Here is a 16,687-nt window from a genome sequence, read left to right on the forward strand (position 1 = left end):
AAAGTATAGTGATTTGAATTGTTTAAGTCATGTTTTGATAGCCATTTTTAACATGTAGTTATGGAATGGCATAAATTTAAAATCTATTCGCACTAGAAAGATAAGACAGCCATTAATTGAAGTTTCTCATGACTTAAATTTTTAATTATTCTTTATATAAATTTGACTTAATCATGATTGGTAAGCCCAGTCTAGACAATAAACTAGTCCTTGAATTAGGGATATGTTTTCTTTCTAGATTAATAAGTTCAATAAATTCTTTATTAAATTGCTTTCTAGGGTATTTTTCTAAGATTTCATTTCTAAATGATAAGGGCAGTCTATATTGATTGTCACTGATCACATCACAAGATGCTCCTTGCTGTAATAGAATAACCTCCGCTGGATCAGATTCATCTATATATCCATTCATGTGTAGACATATAGCATCTTTAATCACTACGCTTTTCTTCTCATCAAAGTTATATTCTTTTGCCTTTTTCTCAAATTGTTTAGCACTTTCATACGTAAAACATTGGCAACCTTTATCATGAATATGTTGTTCAGTTAGACCAATATCATGAAAAAGTGAAGCTATTAGGAGTGATTCATGATCAAAGTATCTTTTTTGTAAATTGCCTAGTGCGGCTCCCCAAAAGTATGTTCGCCATGAATGATTGTAGATAGATATACTTGCTTTTGATTCTAGTTCTTCAAGTGCGATTTTAATCATTTGAGTATCTGGTATTACAATTTTTCCGATATCAAAATCATTGCTAGTTTGAAATCTATGATAATTTATTTTTATGGAATTCAGGATGCTAGGCATCATAATTTTTTGAATTAATTTAATTTTTTCTTTGAAATTGAGTTGACCATTTGTAGCTTGCATCCATTGATATGAACCAATTTTTATACTTTTCATTATTAAATCTCATTTTAGAGTAATTGCTCTAAAATATTACCTTAGCTGCTTTTTTGCAAGTTCATCTTTGAATAAGTCTATATAGATAAAGATAGGAGAAAATAGTGTCTTACGCATGCCCTTGCTGTGGTTATCTTACATTTGATGAGTTGCCGTATGGTTCGTTCGATATCTGTGCAGTTTGTTTTTGGGAAGATGACAATGTTCAGAACGAAGATCCTGATTATATGGGAGGAGCAAATGGTATTAGTTTAAATATGGCTAAGCAAAATTTTCAATTATTTGGAGCAATCAAAAAAGAATTTATACCATATACCCGTAAACCACTTGAAAAAGAAATGCCCTGATAAACTTACCTATTTACCTCACCAGTGATGAGCTTTTATTAATTTATTATTTATGAAATTAATACCTATGTAGTTAATTGAATTTATGATTTTTATAAAATTTAAATCAATTTACTTGAAATCTTTAAAGAAGAAATAATAGCTACTTAGCCTTATGTCAGTGTTTTATAAACCCCAATTTAACAATAAATTTTAATTATTTATCTTTACTTTTTAATGATCTATTTTAAAACAAATATCATTTTGTATGCTTGACTGTAATAGGGTAGAGCACTATCCTTTGCCTGCTGGCCTACATTGCCAGCCGGCTTTGACAGGCTGATTTAGACCACATCAGAATTATTCCTTCTGAGGAATAGTCTTGTGTGTAAGCTCCTCGTCTCCTCCCGTAGCGGTAGGACGGGAGAGGGACACCCTAGGGTGTGCTGGCGTCTAACCAGTCTGTCAACCTTCTCTCGTTCTGCCACCATAATCGTTTGACAGTGATTCGGTAGAACTTCTTTAGACATGAGGAGTCCTCCATGCGTACTAATTCTTCTTTATTGGCCTTTGCCAAATTTTCTCTGCCCATACCGCTTAAAAAGTCTATAAAACGGTTTAATCGACTCTAGGTTTTCTACGCCTTAAGAATCGTTACGACCAAAAATCATAGCCACAATAAAACTGAGATAGGCAAGCACACCATTATTGTGCGGCTTTCTTATACCTGTATTTAGCACTCATTTTAAGAGTGAGGGTATTTATATCTCTTTTATATACAACAAAAAATTATTTTAAGCGGTAAAACTATGCGAAATTTAGAAACATCTTCCAAAAAACTACATGTAATTCAAACTACCATTCAACTTATGACGATACATGGGTTCCATAATGTAGGCGTAGACCTGATTGCTAAAGAAACCAAAATTGCAAAAGGTACGCTTTACAACTATTTTCACTCAAAAGCAGGCCTTATTGAAATATGCCTGTTACTGCAAAAAGAAACACTCATGGAAAAAGTAAGAGAGGTACTAGAAACAACCCAATATTCCACTTTGACTAATAAACTCAGACAAATTTATCTTTTACATGCCGACTTAAATAGCGCTTATTACCTACTGTTTAAAGCGGTTTTTGAAACTAAATTACTTTATCCTCATGCTTACCAAAGTGCTGTGCGTTATAGACGTTGGCTAAAAAATGAGATTTTCTGCCTTATAGCAGAAACTAAAAAAATGGCTTCATATACAGAAGCTGAGTTGTTGGTATTTATGATAGACGGAGCAATTTTGAGGCTTTTAATTTCAGATAAAATTGAAGAACAAACTAAGTTGTTAGATTACTATTTGATGAGGGTAATCTAACAACTCATTGCCGCCCAAGCTATTGAGCTTGGGTCGCTAAATACCTATTACGGTAATGCCGTCATATTTTTTTTCGACTCTCTCAAGAAATTTGGTAATTTCTATGATCATGTTGAGAGCTTGTGGTTTAAAAAAATTGAAGTGATTTGCAAACCATTTTGTTTCTTTTTCGAAAATGAGCTTTAACGTCTTATCGTATTTATCTAACTGATTTATAAATGAATGAAGCTTATACAAATCTTTTATAATTTCTTTGATATTTTCAGAGTCTATAAAAGTATTTCCCCAATGAAAAAACTTTTCTTTATCTCGGTTAAATAAATTTTCAACGAGTGAAAAAGCAATTTCATCAACAACTATAGAGTCGATACAATTTTCATTTCTATCGAGGTCCATAGGTATCACTTGAATATTTAATGAACCTACTAAACCAGAAACAAATTTAACGTCAAAATTAATTTTCATATTAAATAGCTGAATAAATTAAATTTTATATTTCTGAGATTAAATTTTCATTTAAATTCAATTCGTTAGAAAATACAGGGTTGGATTTCCGGTTAGGTTGTCTCTAGCTCAATTAATGTATTGATATAGTTCCACGTTTTCTCTGGTTCAATTGGATTTTCTTCGCAAACAGACGCATTAATCAAGCCATCGAGGAGAGAGAGGAATAAATGAGTGAGCGTTATAGGATCCTTTATTTCTAATTCTTTAAAAATAGAACTGGTAGTGTCAAATAACCAATTTCGATATTCATCCAGCACGACATGAATAGTTGGATATAAGCTTCCTACATCCATTCGTGCTTTATGAAATGGGCATCCTCTGGCACCATTTTGATTTACCCAATTGATATACCACATATAGAGTTGTTCTAATTTTTCTAAAGGAACTGATCGTGCAGATATTTGCTCTTCTACCGCAATTTGGATATCAAGTTTTAGTTCCTGTAGGCAAGCGGCCACCAGTTCTTCTTTAGATGGAAAATGTTTATAAAAGGTCGCTTTGGCAATATCAGATTCAGCAATAATTCGGTCTATACCGACAGCAATATAACTTTCCTGAATAAAGAGCTGAGTTGCTGTTCTTAGAATAATTTCTCGTTTTGATGGTTTTTTTAATTTTATTTGTGCATTCATAAGGGCTTATTGCATTTTGTTGAAGAATTAAGCTTGGTATTTTAGTTGATAGAAGGACTGTTAGACTAGTCGATATGGTTGAAATTTAGACAAAAGAAAGACAGAACTGTATGTATTTAATCGCATATCTTGGATTATCATCTAATCTATAAAAATCTAATGTTTAATTTAATGAGATTTATCAAATTTTAGAGATGTTTGCTTCACTTGGCACATCGTTCGGTATGTCTCTATTTTCCAGATAAATTCTTAAATAGTTATTTTTTCTTAAAGTTTAAATGAGCAAGATATATTATTTTTTTATATTAAATAACTAAATAATTTAAGTTTTATATATTTGAAACTAAAAAAATCTACTCAATTAGATAAACATAAATGAGCCGAATAATTAACGATATAAAACTATTGGAGAAAGCTGTGGATGAACACAAGTTAAAAACAAAAGTCGGCACACTTGAAATGGTCGTAGCCATGCTACTTTCAGGGAGTATTGGCCTATTTGTGATTAAATCAGGTCAATCACCAATAAACATCGTATTTTTCCGCTGCCTTATATCAGCCTTATGCTTAATACCCATCTGTTTGTTTTATAGTCATTTTAAAAAAGTATATTTTCGCAAAAAAGAACTATTTCTAATGGTGACTTCGGGCTTACTTATTATTTTTAACTGGGTTCTGCTGTTTGCTGCTTTTCCTAAAACCTCTATCTCTTTAGCCACGATTGTTTATCACGTAAACCCGTTTGTGATTTTATTTTTAGGGGCTTTGGTCTTTCATGAAAAGCTAAATAAAAATGATGTGCTATGGACCCTAGTTGCTTTTGCTGGGCTAATTGTAATTATTGGTTTAGGTAGTGCCTCGGTCAACTCCAGTGAGTTAGCAGGTTTAGGCTTGGTTCTTATAGCTACTACACTGTATTCAATATCGGTTCTAATGACTAAAAAACTAACTAACACGCCGCCTTTATTAATTGTGCTTATACAAACCTTAAGTGGAGCCATTGTTATGATTCCGTTTATTTCGGTTTTTGCAAATCCACCGATAGGCCAACAATGGCTGTTTGTACTTGGGTTAGGGGTTTTACACACAGCATTTCTTTATTATTTGATGTACTCGGCAATTAAGAAAATACCTTTAAATAACATTGCGATCTTATCTTTTATCTATCCTATATCGACCATAGTAATTGATTATTTCTTCTTTGATCATCTGCTGACCCATACTCAAATTTTAGGTGCAGCTTTAATTTTATTGGGTGTGCTTGGAGTAAAGTTGCATTGGAATGTTTTTGCGTTGAAAAGATTAAAATAGCAATACCAAGAGTTTTGCTTATCAACAAAGTTGCGAAAATAAGTCATTAAATATTAAATTGCAATTGAGGTGAGCAAAATGAAAAATCAGTGGATAACAGACGAAGATAGATGGCAAGCAATTGTTGATCGTAATGCAGAAGCTGATGCATATTTTGTTTATGGCGTGAAAACCTCAGGTATGTATTGTCTGCCATCAAGTACAAAAAGACTGCCTAAAAAAGAAAATGTAGTTTTCTTCGAGAGTGCCGTGCAAGCCGAGAAAAATGGTTATCGCGCAAGCCAAAAAATACAAAACAGACTCTCAAATGCACACGATCCAAAGCTTGTAGAGAAAATCGAGAAAGCGTGTAGATACATCGAACTACATGAAGAAAACTTGTCTTTATCAGATGTGGCAGATCATGTAGGAATGAGCGCATATCATTTTCACCGAGTTTTTAAGCAAATTACAGGCCTAACACCTAAAGGCTATGCCGACGCCCATAAAAGTAAAAAGCTAAGAGACAACCTAGACGAAAATATTAGTGTGACTGATGCAATATTTAATGCAGGTTTTAATTCAAATAGTCAGTTCTATGAAAATTCAAATTCGCTATTAGGTATGACAGCGAAAGAATGGAAATCTGGCGGTAAGGGGGTGCGTATTTTTTTCGCCATAGGAGCGTGCTCTTTAGGAGACATTTTAGTTGCCCAAAGCCAGAAAGGAATTTGTGCAATTTTGCTAGGTGATGACCCTGAAAAGCTTTTAAATGATTTACAAGATAAATTTCCGGAAGCCGATTTAATTGGCTGTGATGATGAGTTTGAGCAACTGATTGCGCATATTGTCGGGTTTATTGAAGCGCCACAAATCGGATTAGATTTACCTCTAGATATTCAAGGGACTGCATTTCAACAAAGAGTATGGCAAGCCTTGAAAGAAATTCCTGCGGGGCAGACAGCTAGTTATTCTGATATAGCCCAAAAAATAGGTTCACCTAAAGCGGTTCGGGCTGTTGCAGGGGCATGTGCTGCAAATATGTTAGCTGTTGCTATTCCATGTCATCGTGTTGTTCGAAATGATGGTTTTATTTCGGGGTATCGTTGGGGCGTGGAGCGTAAACGTGCATTATTAGAGAAAGAAGCAGGACTGGCACGAAACTAAAATTGTTTTAGTAGGCTGTTTTTATAGAGTTAATTTTTTCAAAACAGCAAGAATCAGAGAGTCTATTTTCTTCGGGTTACTCAAAATATATCCATCAATTTAATAAAGATGGAATTGTGAGTATGAGCAGATTAAAAGACAAAGTGGCTATTATTACGGGTGCAAGTTCGGGTATAGGTTTAAGTGCCGCGTCGTTATTTGTAGCCGAAGGAGCGAAAGTTATTTTGGTTGCACGCCGTGAGCGTGTTTTAAAGGAGCTTTGCGATAGTTTGAATCAAGACGGAGTCGTTGCGCAATTTATTGCAGGGGATCTTAATGACCCGACAACCATGCAAAAAGCAATTGATATGGCTACGCAATATTATGGCAGGTTAGATATTGCATTTAATAACGCAGGCCTGTTGGGAGAATATCAACTGACTCACGACACAACCGATAACAATTGGAATTATGTTCTTCAGAATAATTTAACCAGTGCGTTTCAGTCTGCCAGAGAGCAGCTTAAAGTCATGTTAAAGCAAGGCTATGGTTCAATACTGTTTACATCATCTTTTGTTGGTCATCATATCGGGTTTCCTCAAATGGCGGCTTATGCTGCAAGCAAAGCAGGACTCATTGGTCTAACCAAAGTGATGGCAGCAGAATATGCAACGTCAGGCATTCGAGTAAATGCACTTTTACCCGGAGGAACAAATACTTCAATGGGTCAAGAAGCCGCTTCTTCGCCAGAAGTTTTAGAGTTTGTAAAAAGCATACATGCCATGAAACGTTTAGCAGAACCCGATGAAATTGCAAAAGTGGCGCTCTTTTTAGTAAGTGATGATGCAAGCTTTATTACAGGCAGTGCTGTACTCGCCGATGGTGGAGTGACTATTTGTAAAACCTAGATAAACAATGAATAAATAGGTTGTAAAAAAGTGAGGCTGCTAGAGCCTCACTTTTTATATGTACTTATTTTCCTTTTTTGGTTTTTAAATATTCGGCATAAGCTTCATCTGCGAAGCGTCTTAAAGAGTCACCAATAGCAGCATATTGGTATTCATTAAGGTTAGCCAATGACGCACGGGCAGAAGGATGCTGCACACCGAAGCCAGAACCCGGCAATAAAACCACACCTGTTTCATCTGCTACTCTAAATAATAGCTCGGTCGGATTTTTATTTTTCATCACCCAGTCGGCAAACTCATCTCCATAGAGAGTGCGTGAGGTGTTTTCAAGGTTAACAAGGGTGTAGTAGTCCACAGCATTTGGATCTGTTGGAACCTCGACGCCAAGTTGTCGATAGAGTGCTGCATCGCGTTCACGAACAACAGATTTAACTGCTTTTTTATAGCTTTGGCGTGAGTCCATCATATTAAATAGTGCAAATAAAACCATCTGCACTTGTTGTGGGGTAGACAAGCCTGCAGTATGGTTTAAAGCAACATTACGGCTGTCTGCAACTAAACGGTCAATAAACTTAATACTTGATGGGTCTGTAGTTAAAGATGAATAGCGCTCTTCAAGCTCTTTCTTTTCTTTTTTCGATAAATTCGCAATTTGTTTATCAAGCACATTGTTATTTGAAAGTGCAATGACCCCAAGTCGCCAACCAGTTGCACCAAAGTATTTAGAGAATGAGTAAACCAAAATGGTGTTATCAGGACAGATCGCAAAAAGTGATTTGAAGTTATCGGCAAAAGTACCATAAACATCATCTGTCAAAATGATCAGATCGGGGCGTTTTTTGACAATATCCGCCAAAATCGCAAGACCTTCATCACTCATTTTTACCGATGGCGGGTTACTTGGGTTGACTAGGAAGAATGCTTTAATAGACGGATCTTCTAACTTTCTAAGCTCTGACTCTGGATATTGCCAACCGAGTTTAGGGGCTGCCTCAATGAGCACTTCTTCAAGTTGGTAGTCATTAAGTTTCGGAATTTCCAGATATGGTGTAAAAATAGGACTACCAATGGCAATGCGGTCGCCGTTTTTAATAATTTTATTTTCTTTTAATGAGTTAAAAATATAGGCCATTGCGGCTGTTCCGCCTTCAACAGCAAACAAATCTAAGTCTCTTTTTTGCATACCTTGTACGCCCATTTCTCGTAAGACGTACTCTTTAATAATCGTTTCACTTACTCGAAGCATACGGTCTGGTACGGGATAGTTACAGCCTAAAATCCCTTCAACCATTTCAAGTAAAAAAAGATCTGGGTCTAAGCCTAATTGGTCGCGTACATAAGATACGGCTTTACCTAAAAAGACAACGCCCGGTTTATCGCGGTTTTCCAAAATGAAGCTGTCAAAACGTGACTGGAGTCCAACAGGACGAGGGAAGCCACCTAGACCTTCTGGCATATAAGAAAACGAAAACTCGGATTCGGTTGCCGAAAACAGACCTAGTTGAAAGAATGCTCGGCGTGGGATAGTCGCAAGAAAGTTCGGATTGCCTCGGCCAGCATTTAACATCATGCGGTCAGTTCGGCTTTGAGCTAATTCTATTAAATTATCTTTCAGTTCAAATGGACTGAGTTTTGCGTATTTAGAATAATCGACTTTCCCCATGGGACGTCTCCTTAATTATAGTGAGATGAATAAAATTTCTAATTCAATGTATAAAATCAGGCTAAGCCTACGATTAGTGGTCCGAGTAAGGTCAAGAACACATTTGCGAGGGCATAGGTGATTGCGAAAGGAACAGTCGGAATTGAGTTGCCTGCTTTGTCTAAGATGGCACCAAAAGCAGGGTTTGCACTGCGTGAACCAGATAGCGCTCCAGCCATTACCGCAACGTTGCTATAACGCAGAACATAACGAGCAAACAGCATGGAAAGCAGCAACGGAACCAGTGTTACAACTACTCCAATCATAAAGAGTGAAAGACCACTTTCTTTAATGGTTTGAATGGCCTGTAAACCTGATTGTAAGCCAACCGCTGCAACAAAGCCTGCCAAACCTAAGTCTTTAAGAAGCTGTGAAGCCGCTAACGGCATATTGCCATGTACCTGATTTCGACTTCGAATCCAACCAAATAGAAGACCCGATAGTAAAGCACCACCGCCAGCGCCAAGCGTTAATGGCACATCGCCTAAACGAATCACAAAAAGACCGATCACTAAACCAACGACAAGACCTGCACCATGAAAAATCCAGTCTGTTTTTAGGCTTTCAGGTAAGGCTTTACCAGCTTCTTTCACTAAACGATCGAGGTCACTTTTTGTACCATAGACAGTAACGACATCACCTTGCTTTAGAACGGTGTCGTCACTTAAAGGTTGAGTTTCATCGTTACGTTTAATCGCAAGTACATAAATACCGTGCTTCAAATAGGCTGGAGTATTGGCCTTAATATCACCTAAGGTACGGTTAATGTATTTGGAATTTCTTAAGATGACATCGCTGGTATCCATAATCATTTCCATACCCTGCGATGATTGCAATTCGGGTCCGATTTGCTCGGCTACGGAAACTACACTGGCACGGCGACCGACCAGCAATACCACATCGTCTGTTTGTAAAGTGAGTTCAGGAGCAACATCAATAAACTGATCTTTACGTTTTAACCGTTCAATCGTAATGCTTGCTTCTTTTGCTTCAAGTTCCGCAATAGTGTGTCCATTGGCTTGTTTAACTTTATAAATACGCCCAACAATTTCCGGCATTGCCAGTTCCTGACCCGGTGCGAGTTCAAAAGCACCTTTAAGTCGTTCACTTTGAGCTTTTAAAGCATCGTCGTGAATTTCTTTACCCATAAATTTAGGCAAGATATTTACACATACAATGATTGCGCCCAATGAACCGAAAATGTAAGTCACCGCATAGCCAATCGCGACATTTGCTTGAAGTCTTTGAATCTCAGCCAGAGGCAGATCGAGTCTAGAAATGGCATCTCCGGCAGTACCAATAATTGCAGATTGAGTCATACCACCAGCCGCGAGTCCAGCCGCCAAGCCTTTATCGAGATGGAAAATTTTAGCCATGACTAAAACGGTGACTAAACCACACACTGCCATAAATACGGCTAAAAGAATTTCTTTTATAGACTGTGGACCGAGTGATTTAAAAAACTGGGGTCCACTTTCAAAGCCTACGGCGTAAATGAAGAGCGCAAATAAAATTGCTTTAACGCCGTTATCAACAGGTACACCGATAAGACTTAGAACGACTGCTACAAGTAGGGAGCCTGCGACTCCACCAAACTGAAATTTTCCAAACTGGAACTGTCCAATCCAGAAGCCAATTGCGAGTGATAAGAACAATAATATTTCGGGGCTATGTTTTAAAACACCTTGTAACCATTCAATCATTTTGATCTCACTTTTATTATTAGATCTATCTTTAATATATAAATTTATTTATTTTTCATTTTTAAAATACTATATGAAAATTACTTAAGCAAACCTTCAAGTCTAATGATTTTCTTAAGTTTAGTTATAGAAAATAAGTCGTTTAAAGTGCTTGTGATGTATGTATGTCACTAATTCTGAGTGATTAAATCAGCTTTGGTTTTGAATGTGAGGTAAAATTTTTTTACAATAATATAAAGAATATTTTATGAAATAAAATTGTCTTTGAATTAATTTTTTTGCATATTTTTTATGTAATTTATTGATATATAGTAATTTAATATTTTTACTGTCGTTTAAGTAATGGTTTTTATTCAAATTAAAAAATAATCTACTTAAAAAATGAGTTTCTGTTAACTAGATAGCATAATTTAAAGTTTAATATATTTGGAATACATTTAAATAAATCTTCATAATAAGACTTATCTTAAAGGAATAATATAAACTCAACTTAAGGGATTTTCATTTTTAAATAAAAAGCTTCGTGTTATGGAAGCTTGATATTTAAAAATGTTTATTACCTTAAAAATAGTGGTTTATAGCGATTTAAAACTTTGAAATTACTGTTTCGAAGCTAACATTTTTAAGTAACTATCTGCTCGTTGCGCATGACCAAAGCACCAATCTTCTGGGCTATTTTGCACAATCACAAACATAATATCTTGCTCTGGAATCTTAAATTTTTGATGGAGCTGTGCTGTTACATGCTGCATTAAATCTAATTTTTGCTGAGCTGTTCTGGCTTTACCAGAAGTGATGTATAGCAGCATAAATTTTTCAGTGCGTGAAGATTTTACCCAGTAATCAGGATCAACATATATATTGCCTTGAGCCAAGTGCTCAAAGAAATGAAAGCAATCATTTGGGGGAGTATCAAAATAACTTTCCATACAAGTCTGCACAATTTTCGATATCTGAGCTTTTTCATGATCTGTATATGCATAACTGGTTGTAAAGCGAATCATGGGCATGACCATATCTCCTCTGGCATATGTTCAAGTGCTGAAATGGCCGTAGGTAAGCCTGCATAAAAAGCAAGATGGGTAATAGCTTCAATAATTTGTTCTTTCGTGATGCCTTTAGTTAAGGCATTTTTTATATGCCATTCGAGCTGTGAATAACGCCCTTGTAAAACAAGCGCAGTGATCGTAATAAAACAACGTGTTTGAGTATCAAGCATCTGTCTTTGCCAGATATCCCCAAATAAATAGTCTTTGCCGAACTCATAAAGTTTGGGCGAAATCATTTCTAAATTATGAATATCAATTTTTCTGAACATTTTAGAACTCAACATTGATGCTGTTGTTGCTAATATGGCAGTTTGGTATAGTTAAAAAAATCAAAACTTTTCTAACTAATAATTCGGTTTTTATGAATGATTATGCTAAACCCCCAACCAATCTTGATTTAGATGCCTTACGTGCATTCGTTAAAGGAATCGAGCTTGGGAGTTATCAGCTAGCAGCACAACACTTATGTCGTTCACCGGCCGCAATTAGTGCGCAATTAAAAAAGCTAGAGCAACAAACAGGTTGCCAGCTTCTTAGAAAACAGGGGCGGCTATTAGAATTAACCCCAAGTGGTGAATTATTGTTGAGCCATGCAAAAAACATGTTGGCTTTGAATGATACAGTGCTTTTAAAGCTGCATCAGACTCAAGCAAGTGGAGTCATTCGTTTTGGTTTACAAGAAGATTTTGCTGAAGGAACCTTACAGCAACTTATCGCTCAGTTTATGTTGCAGCATCCAAACGTACAGTTTCAAATTCGGGTTGACCGCAACCTTAACTTGATTGATAAAGTACAAAAGCAAGAGCTTGATTTAGCACTTATATGGCAGCAAAAACCAGTAATTAAAAACTTTCATGAGCTTAAAAGTGTAGAGACAAAATGGTTATTCTGTCCTCATCCCCATATCTTGCAAATCATTGAAAATAGAGCCTCCATACCACTTGTGGTATTACAACAACCTTGTATTTTAAGACAAATGGCGATTGAGGTACTTGAGCAAAAGGGTATTGCTTGGCATATTGCTTATGAGTGTAACTCAGTCCAAGGGTTATGGCCTGCTATACGGGCGGGGATTGGCATTAGTCTAAGATCATGTTTTCAAATTCCACTAGATATTCAGACCATAGAAACTGATGTACTGCCTGAACTGGAGACTTTAAACTTTGGTCTTTATTTCAATTCCACCACACAATCAGTACATATTATTCAGCAGTTTCAACAATATATTGAACAGCATCTGCGGTAATTTTTTATTCTCAAATTTGTATTGCCCAGTATAGTTTTTAGATTGATTTATATTTTAATTTAACTTAGTAATAAAAGAGTTTGTGTAAAACAGTTAAAGAATAGCCCTTAGAGTATGCCTATGAAGCTTAAAGAATTAGCAGGTTGCGAGGAGTGCGATACCGTCTATCGTAGAGTTCCGCTTGCTTATGGAAAAAGAGCTTATTGTGTTTGCTGTGGTGCAGAGCTTTATCGGCATACTAAACCATTTACGACTTTATTGGCCCTCATTTTAACGGCCTTAATCGTATTTGTTATTGCCAACAGCTTTCCGATTGTAAAGATTGAACTGCAAGGGAATATATCTGAAACCACTTTATTGGGTGCCGTATGGGTCATGTTTCATTATGATCGAGCTTTTGTCGGTATCTTAATTTTAATTACCACGTTTATTGTGCCACTTTCATATTTGTTATTAATGACCTATGTACTGGGTACGGTCAGTATATTTAAAAGACGACCAAAGTTTTTAGTAGTTGCCTTACGAACGCTTTATTTTATGAGAGTATGGGGAATGGTTGAGGTATTCCTGATTGGAATTTTGGTCACCCTTGTAAAGTTAATGGGTATGGTGCTTGTTATTCCAGAAATTGCCTTGTGGGCATTTGCGGTCTTGAGCCTATTGATGGTTTATATTACGTCCATAAAGGTGAGTGATATATGGAACGAAATTGACAGGTCACAATTATGAAAACGATAAAAAAAGTGACTGCACTCAAGGCCGAAAATACCGATATGGTTCTAAAGCAATATCCACGAGCCAAAGATCTATCGCTGATATTGTGTCACTGCTGTGGGTTATTAAACTCATCAAAAGTAGATAAAGTAGTAATTGCTAAAAAGAATAAAGTTTTACGCTGCGTTAGATGTCGTAGTGTACTGCATGAGCGCAAACAGGGAAGTTTAAACCGTACCTTTGCTCTAGTTGTTGCTGCAACTATTTTGTATATACCGGCTAACGTACTGCCGATGACAATAACCGATTCACTTTTAGGCAGCCAGAAAGACACCATCATGAGTGGTGTGATTTATTTTTGGCAAAATGGAGACTATTTAGTGTCGGTGGTCATTTTCATGGCCAGTATTTTTATTCCGATGCTTAAGCTATTTATTTTGTATTTCCTATTATTGGTTGTATATATACAGTCATCGGCAGCTTGGAAATTTTCACCAGAGCAATGTATCAAACTTTACCGAATTGTAGAGTTTGTCGGACGTTGGTCTATGATTGACGTCTTTGTGGTCGCTTTATTAACTGCACTTATTCAGATTCAATCGCTTGCGACTATTTTGGCAGGGCCAGGTTCAATTGCTTTTGGTGCAGTTGTAGTCTTAACCATGTTTGCATCTTTAAGTTTTGACCCACGTATTATTTGGGATAATTTTTACGCATCCCAAAATACCAATAAACCCAATGATTTTTCTTCGGAAAAAACCACAGTTATTCAGGCAGAGCATTCGTCCTTGAATAATGATTCCATTAATCCCAGTCAATAAAAGAAAAATGAGTATGTCTGAAAACAAAACAAACGGCGGTACATCAGATCATCATGAGACTGATGTTGAACTGGAAAACATGAATGATTTACCAGAACCGCAAGAAAAGAAAAATCGGTGGAAACCTCTATTAATTTGGATAGTTCCATTGGTTGCACTTTTAATTGCACTTTCACTTGCAGTGAAAGCGTTGCTCTCTAATGGGCCAACAATTGAAGTATCTTTTCGTACAGCAGAAGGCTTAGTTGCAGGTAAAACAACTGTGCGCTATAAGCAGGTTGATATTGGTGTTGTACGGCAAATTGATCTAGCCGATGACCGCTCGCATATTATTGCGCGAATTGATTTACGTAAAAATGCCAGCAACTTTGCCGCGCAAGATTCACGTTTTTGGGTAGTACGACCACGTATTGGGACAGGTGGCGTTTCAGGCATAGACACCTTATTATCAGGTTCATATATTGAAGTAGATGGCGGTAAGTCACCCGAGAAAAAACTTGAATTTACGGGTTTAGAAATACCACCAGTGATTACTTCCGATGTGCCGGGTAAAGAATTCTTTTTGAAAGCCGATGACTTGGGATCTTTAGATATCGGATCGCCGATTTATTACCGGCGAATTAACGTCGGACAAATTACTGCTTATAAGCTAGCTGATGACGGTAAAAGTGTGCAGCTTCAGACTTTTATTCGTGCACCATACGATAAGTTTGTGACTACAGACACACGCTTTTGGCAGGCAAGTGGTATAGATGTGAGTTTGAATGCTTCAGGCTTTAATTTAGATACTCAGTCGCTTGCAAGTATTGTTGCTGGCGGTATTGCTTTTGGTTTCCCTGAAAACTCAAATGCGACTGTAGCGGCCAATAAGAGCAGCTTTAATCTTTGGGACTCAAAATCCGATGCGCTCAAAGAACCAGATGGTCAGCCGCGTGGCGTGATTATGTACTTCGATCATTCACTTCGCGGTTTAGCTGCTGGTGCGCCAATTGATTTCATGGGTATTGAAATTGGTAATGTTAAATCGATTAATGCGGAGTTCTATAATAACTATAAGCAAATTCGTATGCGCGTTGAGGCGGTCATTTATCCATCACGTGTTGAAAATGGACAGGCACTCAATCCAAATAGCAACATTTTCAAAGATTTTGTTGAGCATGGATGGCGTGCGCAAATGAGAACGGGCAACCTCTTAACAGGCCAAAACTATATTGCCTTAGATAAGTTCCCTAAAGCGAAACCAGCTAGCTTACAAATTTTGAGTGATAACCGTGTGGTGATTCCAACCACTCCAACAGAGTTGAGTGGCTTACAGGCACAGGTTTCTCAAATTGCCGATAAATTAACTAAATTCCCATTAGTTGAAATTGGGCAAGATGTTCGTAAAACGCTTAAGAATATGAATACAGCTATTGAGTCTACCGACAAGCTGGTTAAACAGTTAGATGGTAAAGTTGCACCTGGTTTACAAGCAACTTTGGACGATGTTCGTAAAACTGTAAGATCGTCTGAGTCTATTTTGTCGAGCGATGCGCCGTTACAACAAGACGTACGTAAAGCATTGCAACAAATGACACGTGCAGCAGCTTCATTACAGCTCATGGCAGATTATATTGAGCAACATCCTGAATCAATTATTCGTGGTAAGACACCAGAGGCCGATGATGAAAAATAAAAACACTCTATCTTTTCAACATCCTAAAGCAGCCAAATGGCTGCTTGGGAGCGGTCTGTTTTTTACGGTAGTTGCTATGACGGCCTGTTCGAGTTCACCAACGCCGAACTACTATACGATTAGTCCTAAAATAACTCCGGCAGTGAGCTCAAGTATTCGAGTTATTGAAGTTCTACCAGTTGGTCTTCCAGACCGTTTAGACCGTGCGCCTTTGGTGCTACAAGACAGTAGTGGCAAGTCTACGGTGTTAAACAATGAGCGCTGGACGTCGACTATGAGTACACAATTACGCGATACTCTATCGGCAGGTTTACAGCAAAAATTAGGCGCAATTGACAGTTATAGCAGTGGGCTTGCTGGAAACAATCAGCCTTTATATCGAGTTTCTACAGACTTTTCTCATTTTGATATTGTTGATAAAAGTTATATTAATATTGCGGTGTCTTGGGTCGTGAAGCGTCAAATACCCCCAACTCAATTAGAGTCATCTAATCCAAAAGTCATTACCAATGCAGGATCTCAGCTCAATTGTCGAATTGCGTTTAAACAGCCAATTGATCAGAAAGCTAAGAAAATGGATGCAATTGTAAGTGCTTCAAGTGAGGCGATGGGCCAGATTATTAATTCGGTTTCTTCTTCAATTGTGGCATTAGATTCAAACAAAAAAGTAGTGATCACGAATGGTGTTTGTTCGTAGTAA

At 36.9% G+C, this 16,687-nt stretch carries 17 protein-coding genes; 10 read left to right on the top strand and 7 right to left on the bottom strand.

The annotated features are described in order from the left end of the window. Nucleotides 1–145 precede the first annotated feature (145 nt). On the bottom strand, nt 146–904 hold the full coding sequence (locus MSG95_RS08045) for an HD domain-containing protein (protein ID WP_077164939.1): 759 nt from the start codon (nt 902–904) through the stop codon (nt 146–148). Between the two features lie 104 nt (nt 905–1,008). Between MSG95_RS08045 and MSG95_RS08050 the strand changes: the two genes are divergently transcribed. Together MSG95_RS08050 and MSG95_RS08055 are read left to right on the top strand one after the other, a co-directional pair. Further along, a complete protein-coding gene (locus tag MSG95_RS08050; protein ID WP_019458402.1) occupies nt 1,009–1,251 on the top strand; it encodes a CPCC family cysteine-rich protein in 243 nt (80 codons plus the stop codon). Between the two features lie 788 nt (nt 1,252–2,039). Then, nucleotides 2,040–2,594 (top strand): TetR/AcrR family transcriptional regulator, encoded by a 555-nt coding sequence (locus tag MSG95_RS08055; protein WP_019458401.1) that lies wholly within the window; start codon nt 2,040–2,042, stop codon nt 2,592–2,594. A gap of 36 nt (nt 2,595–2,630) precedes the next feature. Here MSG95_RS08055 and MSG95_RS08060 read toward each other — a convergent pair whose 3' ends face one another. Continuing rightward, complete coding sequence (locus tag MSG95_RS08060) at nt 2,631–3,059, bottom strand: hypothetical protein (protein ID WP_039253662.1); 429 nt, start codon at nt 3,057–3,059, stop codon at nt 2,631–2,633. Between the two features lie 92 nt (nt 3,060–3,151). Continuing rightward, nucleotides 3,152–3,733 carry a TetR/AcrR family transcriptional regulator gene (locus MSG95_RS08065; protein WP_004700706.1) on the bottom strand — a complete coding sequence of 194 codons (582 nt, stop codon included), beginning with the start codon at nt 3,731–3,733 and terminating at the stop codon, nt 3,152–3,154. A 417-nt stretch (nt 3,734–4,150) separates the two neighbouring features. Here MSG95_RS08065 and MSG95_RS08070 point away from each other — a divergent pair, with 417 nt between their 5' ends. From MSG95_RS08070 to MSG95_RS08080, 3 genes are all read left to right on the top strand, one after another. Further along, nucleotides 4,151–5,044 (top strand): DMT family transporter, encoded by an 894-nt coding sequence (locus tag MSG95_RS08070; protein WP_077164938.1) that lies wholly within the window; start codon nt 4,151–4,153, stop codon nt 5,042–5,044. Between the two features lie 78 nt (nt 5,045–5,122). Then, on the top strand, nt 5,123–6,190 hold the full coding sequence (gene ada / locus MSG95_RS08075) for a bifunctional DNA-binding transcriptional regulator/O6-methylguanine-DNA methyltransferase Ada (RefSeq protein ID WP_151819302.1): 1,068 nt from the start codon (nt 5,123–5,125) through the stop codon (nt 6,188–6,190). 122 nt (nt 6,191–6,312) lie between these two features. After that, nucleotides 6,313–7,077, top strand: coding sequence for an SDR family oxidoreductase (locus MSG95_RS08080; protein ID WP_077164936.1), 765 nt, complete (start codon nt 6,313–6,315; stop codon nt 7,075–7,077). A gap of 64 nt (nt 7,078–7,141) precedes the next feature. Here MSG95_RS08080 and MSG95_RS08085 read toward each other — a convergent pair whose 3' ends face one another. From MSG95_RS08085 to MSG95_RS08100, 4 genes are all read right to left on the bottom strand, one after another. Next, entirely contained in the window at nt 7,142–8,740 is a 1,599-nt protein-coding gene (locus tag MSG95_RS08085; RefSeq protein ID WP_324624701.1) for a bifunctional aspartate transaminase/aspartate 4-decarboxylase, read from the bottom strand. 56 nt (nt 8,741–8,796) lie between these two features. Continuing rightward, on the bottom strand, nt 8,797–10,482 hold the full coding sequence (gene aspT, locus MSG95_RS08090) for an aspartate-alanine antiporter (RefSeq protein WP_004700714.1): 1,686 nt from the start codon (nt 10,480–10,482) through the stop codon (nt 8,797–8,799). Between the two features lie 599 nt (nt 10,483–11,081). Next, nucleotides 11,082–11,492 (bottom strand): tautomerase family protein, encoded by a 411-nt coding sequence (locus MSG95_RS08095; RefSeq protein WP_077164935.1) that lies wholly within the window; start codon nt 11,490–11,492, stop codon nt 11,082–11,084. Next, nucleotides 11,483–11,800 carry a carboxymuconolactone decarboxylase family protein gene (locus MSG95_RS08100; RefSeq protein WP_077164934.1) on the bottom strand — a complete coding sequence of 106 codons (318 nt, stop codon included), beginning with the start codon at nt 11,798–11,800 and terminating at the stop codon, nt 11,483–11,485. Before MSG95_RS08100 ends, MSG95_RS08095 begins: the two co-directional genes overlap by 10 nt. Before the next feature lie 92 nt (nt 11,801–11,892). On the opposite strand from MSG95_RS08100, the gene MSG95_RS08105 reads away from it, so the two are divergent. The 5 genes from MSG95_RS08105 (at nt 11,893) to MSG95_RS08125 (ending at nt 16,684) form a co-directional block, all read left to right on the top strand. After that, nucleotides 11,893–12,777: a LysR substrate-binding domain-containing protein gene (locus tag MSG95_RS08105; RefSeq protein WP_077164946.1), complete on the top strand. Its 885-nt coding sequence runs from the start codon at nt 11,893–11,895 to the stop codon at nt 12,775–12,777. A gap of 120 nt (nt 12,778–12,897) precedes the next feature. Beyond that, nucleotides 12,898–13,506, top strand: coding sequence for a paraquat-inducible protein A (locus tag MSG95_RS08110; protein WP_039251555.1), 609 nt, complete (start codon nt 12,898–12,900; stop codon nt 13,504–13,506). After that, on the top strand, nt 13,503–14,312 hold the full coding sequence (locus tag MSG95_RS08115) for a paraquat-inducible protein A (protein WP_077164933.1): 810 nt from the start codon (nt 13,503–13,505) through the stop codon (nt 14,310–14,312). Before MSG95_RS08110 ends, MSG95_RS08115 begins: the two co-directional genes overlap by 4 nt. A gap of 7 nt (nt 14,313–14,319) precedes the next feature. Beyond that, nucleotides 14,320–15,987: an intermembrane transport protein PqiB gene (locus MSG95_RS08120; protein ID WP_077163069.1), complete on the top strand. Its 1,668-nt coding sequence runs from the start codon at nt 14,320–14,322 to the stop codon at nt 15,985–15,987. Then, on the top strand, nt 15,977–16,684 hold the full coding sequence (locus MSG95_RS08125; RefSeq protein WP_213033543.1) for a PqiC family protein: 708 nt from the start codon (nt 15,977–15,979) through the stop codon (nt 16,682–16,684). The genes MSG95_RS08120 and MSG95_RS08125 overlap by 11 nt, the downstream gene beginning before the upstream one ends. Nucleotides 16,685–16,687: the final 3 nt, after the last annotated feature.

The organism is Acinetobacter sp. IK23 (assembly GCF_035615275.1).
Classification (GTDB): Bacteria; Pseudomonadota; Gammaproteobacteria; order Pseudomonadales; family Moraxellaceae; genus Acinetobacter; species Acinetobacter seifertii.

Bases quoted from the DNA above. Each gene is read 5' to 3' on its own strand.
- MSG95_RS08045 (WP_077164939.1), bottom strand. From the start codon at position 904: ATGAAAAGTATAAAAATTGGTTCATATCAATGGATGCAAGCTACAAAT.
- MSG95_RS08055 (WP_019458401.1), top strand. From the start codon at position 2,040: ATGCGAAATTTAGAAACATCTTCCAAAAAACTACATGTAATTCAAACT.
- MSG95_RS08060 (WP_039253662.1), bottom strand. From the start codon at position 3,059: ATGAAAATTAATTTTGACGTTAAATTTGTTTCTGGTTTAGTAGGTTCA.
- MSG95_RS08065 (WP_004700706.1), bottom strand. From the start codon at position 3,733: ATGAATGCACAAATAAAATTAAAAAAACCATCAAAACGAGAAATTATT.
- ada (WP_151819302.1), top strand. From the start codon at position 5,123: ATGAAAAATCAGTGGATAACAGACGAAGATAGATGGCAAGCAATTGTT.
- MSG95_RS08080 (WP_077164936.1), top strand. From the start codon at position 6,313: ATGAGCAGATTAAAAGACAAAGTGGCTATTATTACGGGTGCAAGTTCG.
- MSG95_RS08085 (WP_324624701.1), bottom strand. From the start codon at position 8,740: ATGGGGAAAGTCGATTATTCTAAATACGCAAAACTCAGTCCATTTGAA.
- aspT (WP_004700714.1), bottom strand. From the start codon at position 10,482: ATGATTGAATGGTTACAAGGTGTTTTAAAACATAGCCCCGAAATATTA.
- MSG95_RS08095 (WP_077164935.1), bottom strand. From the start codon at position 11,492: ATGCCCATGATTCGCTTTACAACCAGTTATGCATATACAGATCATGAA.
- MSG95_RS08100 (WP_077164934.1), bottom strand. From the start codon at position 11,800: ATGTTCAGAAAAATTGATATTCATAATTTAGAAATGATTTCGCCCAAA.
- MSG95_RS08105 (WP_077164946.1), top strand. From the start codon at position 11,893: ATGAATGATTATGCTAAACCCCCAACCAATCTTGATTTAGATGCCTTA.
- MSG95_RS08110 (WP_039251555.1), top strand. From the start codon at position 12,898: ATGAAGCTTAAAGAATTAGCAGGTTGCGAGGAGTGCGATACCGTCTAT.
- MSG95_RS08115 (WP_077164933.1), top strand. From the start codon at position 13,503: ATGAAAACGATAAAAAAAGTGACTGCACTCAAGGCCGAAAATACCGAT.
- MSG95_RS08120 (WP_077163069.1), top strand. From the start codon at position 14,320: ATGAGTATGTCTGAAAACAAAACAAACGGCGGTACATCAGATCATCAT.
- MSG95_RS08125 (WP_213033543.1), top strand. From the start codon at position 15,977: ATGAAAAATAAAAACACTCTATCTTTTCAACATCCTAAAGCAGCCAAA.